General features: G+C 65.9%; 6 protein-coding genes and 1 pseudogene. 2 read left to right on the forward strand and 5 right to left on the reverse strand.

Annotated features, from left to right (window positions below; translation table 11 throughout):
• The 3 genes and pseudogenes from EN939_RS19610 to EN939_RS19620 form a co-directional block, all read right to left on the reverse strand.
• A pseudogene (locus tag EN939_RS19610) lies at window positions 1–304 on the reverse strand (SH3 domain-containing protein); the annotation flags it as partial.
• Window positions 305–616: 312 nt separating this feature from the next.
• The gene (locus EN939_RS19615; RefSeq protein ID WP_127269316.1) at window positions 617–1423 is read right to left on the reverse strand and encodes a metallophosphoesterase family protein; all 807 of its coding nucleotides are present in this window, start codon (window positions 1421–1423) and stop codon (window positions 617–619) included.
• A gap of 32 nt (window positions 1424–1455) precedes the next feature.
• The gene (locus EN939_RS19620; protein WP_127269317.1) at window positions 1456–1812 is read right to left on the reverse strand and encodes an ArsR/SmtB family transcription factor; all 357 of its coding nucleotides are present in this window, start codon (window positions 1810–1812) and stop codon (window positions 1456–1458) included.
• A gap of 199 nt (window positions 1813–2011) precedes the next feature.
• Between EN939_RS19620 and EN939_RS19625 the strand changes: the two genes are divergently transcribed.
• Entirely contained in the window at window positions 2012–3190 is a 1179-nt protein-coding gene (locus tag EN939_RS19625) for an MFS transporter (RefSeq protein WP_127269318.1), read from the forward strand.
• Between the two features lie 24 nt (window positions 3191–3214).
• On the opposite strand, the gene EN939_RS19630 is transcribed toward EN939_RS19625, so the two are convergent.
• Window positions 3215–3670, reverse strand: a complete 456-nt coding sequence (locus EN939_RS19630) for a MarR family winged helix-turn-helix transcriptional regulator (RefSeq protein WP_127269319.1) — start codon at window positions 3668–3670, stop codon at window positions 3215–3217.
• A 206-nt stretch (window positions 3671–3876) separates the two neighbouring features.
• On the opposite strand from EN939_RS19630, the gene EN939_RS19635 reads away from it, so the two are divergent.
• Window positions 3877–4671 (forward strand): SDR family NAD(P)-dependent oxidoreductase, encoded by a 795-nt coding sequence (locus tag EN939_RS19635; RefSeq protein ID WP_127269320.1) that lies wholly within the window; start codon window positions 3877–3879, stop codon window positions 4669–4671.
• A gap of 320 nt (window positions 4672–4991) precedes the next feature.
• Here EN939_RS19635 and EN939_RS19640 read toward each other — a convergent pair.
• Window positions 4992–5356, reverse strand: a 365-nt coding sequence (locus tag EN939_RS19640) for a LysE family translocator (protein ID WP_442919543.1), incomplete at its 5' end; no start/stop codon positions are given.

Consider the following 5356-nt stretch of genomic DNA (forward strand, 5'->3'; position numbering starts at 1 on the left):
CGGTGGAGGCAACCACCGGCGCGTCGGCCGGTCTTGTCTCGCCTTCGACATAGGGAGCCGGATTGAGGGGGATGAGATAGCGCGCCGGCGCCCAGCCGCTCAGCTTCTCCTTGCCCGTGCTTTCGATTTTGCACCATTTGTAGCCGTTGATGTCGTTGCAGCCGAGATTGGTGACCATGTCGCCGCTGCTCAGCCGCGCCTCGACCGTGGCGACCGGCGATGCGGTGGTGCGGACTTTGAGAAGGTCGTCCGGCGCCAGGCCGGTGACGACGGAGATGACGAGCTCCGGCGCCTCTTGGGCCATCTCTTCAGCCATAGCGGGGGCAATCACCGGCCACGCCGTCATCAACAGCGGAGCCGCAATCAGCGCATGGAGGGTTGTTCGGAGCGTAACTGTGCGCCTCATCTTTTGGCCGTGCGCTGATACCGTGCCGCGGCGGATCGAGCCCGCCGCAAGCCCGGCCGGTTTTATAAGGGACGACGCGGCGCCATGTAAGCCCGAAAATTCGGCTCGCCGTTTCGCCAGCCTCAACCCGGACCGCCGGGCCGTGAGGCAGCTCAGCTGGACGGGCGTGAACGCGCAAGAGCGTTCAGCCGGGCATGAACGCAAGAGCGTTCAGCCGGGCAGGGGCATGAAGCCGGTTCTGAGCGCGTGAGCCCATTCCGGCCGGCCCGCCTGTTCGGCTTGCCTGGCGGCCGCCTCGTGGTCGTAGTCGACGGCGATGGCCTCGAAGCGGTCGGGTTGGCCGTTGCTGCCCAAGGTGACGATGCCGTAGCGCGCATGCGGCGAGCCCTGCTCGGAGACATGCGCCGGCGGTGTGGAATCCTCATAGGCAGGGCAGCCGATGCTGCCCGGATTGAAGATGACGGGACCATCGGGGACGCGGATCAGTTCCGCGCGGTGGCTGTGGCCGCACAGCGCGATGCGGCAAGCCGGGTCGAGCGTCTTCAGCCGCCGCCGGATCGCCGCCAACGGCGCACGCACCAGCTGGCCATTGACGATGGTATCGGCGAGATATTTCTCGTCATGGTCGGGACGGGCGTGGAAAGCGATGATTCCGGGTGCGATCTCCAGCGTCAGCGGCTGGGCGAAAAGCATCTGGCGCTGCGTCTCGGTCAGCCGCTCCTGCGCATAGACGTCGGAGGGCCACATGGTGTCATCGGCGGGGTCGGCGGCGACACGGCGGTCGTGGTTGCCGCGCACGGTCGGCAGGTTCAGCGCCTCCAACCGCGCAAATGTCTCGCGCGGCCAGAGCGGGCCGGAAACGCTGTCGCCGAGATTGACGGTCAGGTCGGCGCCGCCGCGCCGCTCCAGATCGTCAAGCACGGCGTCGAGCGCCAGCACATTGCCGTGGATATCGGCGAGGACGGCGATGCGCCTTTCGGGAAGCTCCTGTGTGACGCCGCTTTTCCTTTTCCCCACGTTCGTGGGCGAGGAACCCAAGTTCTGCAAGGTCAGGCGTGCACTTCAATATCGTGGCCGCCGACCGCCGGCAGTGCCGGATCGTCGCCGGCGGCGGCGATGACGCTGTCGAGCAGGCCGGGGAAGCGGGCGTCGAGATCGGCGCGGCGCAGTGTGATCATGCGGTTGGTGCCGACCACCTCGGCGCGGGTGACGCCGGCCTCGCGCAATTTGGCCAGGTGGTAGCTCAGATTGGTCTTCGAGCCGAAATCGAGGAACTGGCTGCAGTTCAGCGGCACGCCTTGCTTGCTGGCGAGATAGCGCACGATGGCGAGCCGGGTCGGGTCGCCGAGCACGCCAAGCACGATCGGCAGGCTGATCTGGTCCGTATTGGGGTGTGGCAAGGTCATGGCTCGAAACTAAGCACAGTCGGGTCCGATTTCAACGCATCCATCATTGTTGGCCCGCACGCGGCCTTTCTCCGTCTGGCGCCGACCTGTGCTGACACAGGGCTGTCAGGAAGGTTCAGCTATTTTTCCCTGGCTTCATTGACATGATGCCCTATTGTGTCCAATTGTTCAATAACTTTTGAACTAAGGACATCCCGCCATGGACAAGCGCCTTTTCTGGCTCGCGCTCGGATCGTTCACGATCTCGACCGAAGGCTTCGTCATCTCCAGCCTTCTGCCCGACATCGCGGCGGATGCCGGTATCTCCATTCCGCTGGCCGGCACGCTGATCACCGCCTTTGCGCTCGCCTATGCGATCGGCACGCCGATCCTGGCGACGCTGACAGGCGAGTGGGACCGGCGCCGCGTCATCCTGTGGACGCTGGTGTTCTTCGTGCTCGGCAACGTCGCCGCTGCCTTGAGTTCCTCCTTCGAACTGCTGCTGGTCGCGCGCATCGTCATGGCGCTGTCGTCGGGCCTGTTCGCCGCAACCGCGCAAGGCACCGCGGTGGCGCTGGTCGATGACCATCACCGGGCGCGTGCCATCGCCGTCGTCGTCGGCGGCACCACGGTGGCCGTTGCGCTCGGTGCGCCACTGGGCGCGCTCGTTGCCACCGTTGCCGGCTGGCGCGGAACTTTTTTTGCCATCGCCGGCCTTGGCGCGCTTGCCGGCGCGATCCTTTGGTACCGGCTGCCGCGGGGCATCGTTGGCACCAGGCTGCCCTTGAAGCGCAGGCTGGGGGCAGCGCTGCGTCCCGGCGTGATGCCGATCCTGTTGACGACAGTGCTGGCGCTGATCGGCGCCTTCACCGTCTTTGCCTATGTCGCGCCGCTTGCCATCGAGGGCGGCGGTCTCAGCCAGATCGCGTTGCCCGGCATGCTGCTCGCCTTCGGCGTCGGCGCCGTCATCGGCAACATTGGCGGCGGCCAGGCTGCCGACCGGTTCGGCGCGACCCGCACCGTCGGCTGGTCGTTGGCGCTGAGTGCCGGCATGCTGGTCCTGCTGTCGGTCATCCCGACCTTTCTGCCGCCGCATATTGCCGGACCGGCGCTGATGGCGATGATGGTGCCGTGGGGCATCGTCGGCTGGGCCTTCCCGCCGGCGCAGGCCAGCCGCATCATCAAGCTGGCGCCCGACGCCGCACCGATCGTGCTGTCGCTCAATGCTTCGGCGCTCTATCTCGGCGTCGCACTCGGCGCGGTGGTCGGCGGTGCCGTGCTGCGCTACGGCGCGCCGGCCGATCTCGGCCTGGTCGCCGCGATCTTCCCGATCATCGGGCTTGGCATCGTGGTCGCCGGCCGCCGGGCGGCTCGGCCTGTAGAGATGCCTGCCGAGTAATCTCTTTGAAAGCCGTCGGCCGGCTCAGCTGGCCGGCGGCAGATCGAAATCGAGCGCGGCGATGTCATCCAGCGCCGCGCGCAGCTTTTCAGCCTTGTCCCTGCCGACGACATCCTCGAAACGCTGCTGGGCGATCTGCCACAGTTTCATCGCCGCCTCGAGCTTGGCCAGCCCCTGCGGCGTCAGCCGCACACGCTTGACGCGGCGGTCGTCCGGGTCGGCGAAGGTCTCGACATAGCCGTCGCGGATCAGTGGTTTCAGCGTATGGCCGAGCGCCGACAGGTCCATGATCAGCGACGCGGCGATGGCCCCCATCGCCGGCTCGTCGCCGATATGGATTTGGTAGAGCAGTCCCTGCTGTGTCGCCTTGAGGCCTGACGGATCCACCACATCATCATAAAACTTGCCGAGTTTGCGCGCCGCGCGGCGCAGCGCGGCGTTGTTGCAGAGCGTGAGGCCGGGCAAGCTGTCCTTTGACATGATGGTCCTTGGCGCCGGCGAATGACGCCCGGCTGCACCCCTCAAATAATCCCCGTCCGTATCATTGACAAGATAGTGGCATATGCCTACTTCGCAATTAGTGGTATATGCCACTAAATCAATCAAGCGGCTTCCGGCAATGCGGCAGATGCCACGGCGCCGGATCAGTCGAAACGAACCAGATCAGTCGAAGAAGGAACAGGACAATGAGTGGACAGGGCAACAAGGGCACGGCGGTCGTCACCGGTGCTTCGTCGGGCATCGGCGCGGTCTATGCCGACCGGCTGGCGGGGCAGGGCTACGATCTGGTGCTGGTGGCGCGGCGCGCCGACCGGCTGGAGGAACTGGCCGGGAAGCTGCGCCAGACCTATGGCCGCAAGGTCAGCGTGATCAGCGCCGACCTCTCCAACGACGGCGACGTCCGCCGCGTCGAACAGGCGATCGCCAGCGACGACAGCGTGACGCTGCTGGTCAACAATGCCGGCCTTGGCGGCCAGTCCGTGGTGGCAACCGCCGATGCGGACGCTGCCGAACGCATGATCAAGGTCAATGTCATCGCCCTGACGCGGCTGACCCGTGCCGTGCTGCCGGGGTTTTTGGCGCGCAACCGAGGTGCGGTCGTCAACATCGCCTCGGTGCTCGCCTATGAGACCTCGTTCGGCGGCATCTACAGCGGTACCAAGGCCTATGTCGTCAACTTCACCGAGGCTCTGCACCGCGAGGTCGAGGGTACGGAGGTGAAGGTGCAGGTGGTGCTGCCGGGCGCGACACGGACGGATTTCTGGGAGCTTGCTGGCAGCGATATCGACCAGCTTCCGAAGGAAATCATCATGAGCGCCGACGATATGGTCGATGCGGCCCTTGTCGGCCTTGCCAGGGGTGAAGCCGTCACCGTGCCGGCGCTCGCCGAGCCAGCCAAACTGGACATTTTCCTCGGTGCCCGGCAGGCCTTCTACGGCAGCCTGCACGCCGACAAGCCGGCAGCCCGCTACGCGGCTTGAGGGCCACCTCTGTCCCCCGCTCTGTCGCTACGCTATGCACACATCTTCTGTGACTGGCGTGACTGATCGGTGTGAGGCTTGATTGCCACGTGGTTCCCCCAATCCGTCGCTGCTTCGCAGCGCCACCTTTCCCCCCTCCGGAGGGAAAGGAAGGGAGCTTTGCTGGACGAGCGTTGACGGCAAAAAGCCTGGCGCCTTTCCTCTACCCCGTCGATCGGGGGAGAGGTGGCTCGGCGAAGCCGAGACGGAGTGGGGGTCGACCAGCGCCGCATAAGAGCTTTGTTGGGGCAAGCCCCAGGTTCTGCAAGGCCGCCGCGTCCCTACACCGTCCGCCACATCGGAATGATCGAGGCGGCCAGCACCAGTGCCAGCACGATGTTGAGCGCGCGCCATTGCCATTCGGTCTTGAGCAGCCGCGCCAGCACCATGCCGGCCACGCACCACAGTGAAAGCGAGGCGGCGGCCGCGAGGCCGAAGGTGGCGCCGAGCAGCAGCGCAAGTTGCACCGGTCCGCTGGCCAATGCCGCGAACGAAGCCGCGGCGCCTAGTCCCATCGCCCAGCCTTTCGGGTTCATCCATTGAATGCCGGCGCCGCCCAGAAAGCTGTTCGGCCTGGCCATGCTCACATCCAGATTGGGCGGTCCGCTGCGGCCGATCTTGATCGCCAGCCAGAGGAGATAGAGCG

The sequence above is a fragment of the Mesorhizobium sp. M7A.F.Ca.CA.002.05.1.1 genome (genome assembly GCF_003998335.1).
Lineage (GTDB): Bacteria > Pseudomonadota > Alphaproteobacteria > Rhizobiales > Rhizobiaceae > Mesorhizobium.

Excerpts from the sequence above, each read along its gene's own strand:
- EN939_RS19620 (WP_127269317.1), bottom strand. The coding sequence starts at position 1,812 with ATGACCTTGCCACACCCCAATACGGACCAGATCAGCCTGCCGATCGTG.
- EN939_RS19625 (WP_127269318.1), top strand. The coding sequence starts at position 2,012 with ATGGACAAGCGCCTTTTCTGGCTCGCGCTCGGATCGTTCACGATCTCG.
- EN939_RS19630 (WP_127269319.1), bottom strand. The coding sequence starts at position 3,670 with ATGTCAAAGGACAGCTTGCCCGGCCTCACGCTCTGCAACAACGCCGCG.
- EN939_RS19635 (WP_127269320.1), top strand. The coding sequence starts at position 3,877 with ATGAGTGGACAGGGCAACAAGGGCACGGCGGTCGTCACCGGTGCTTCG.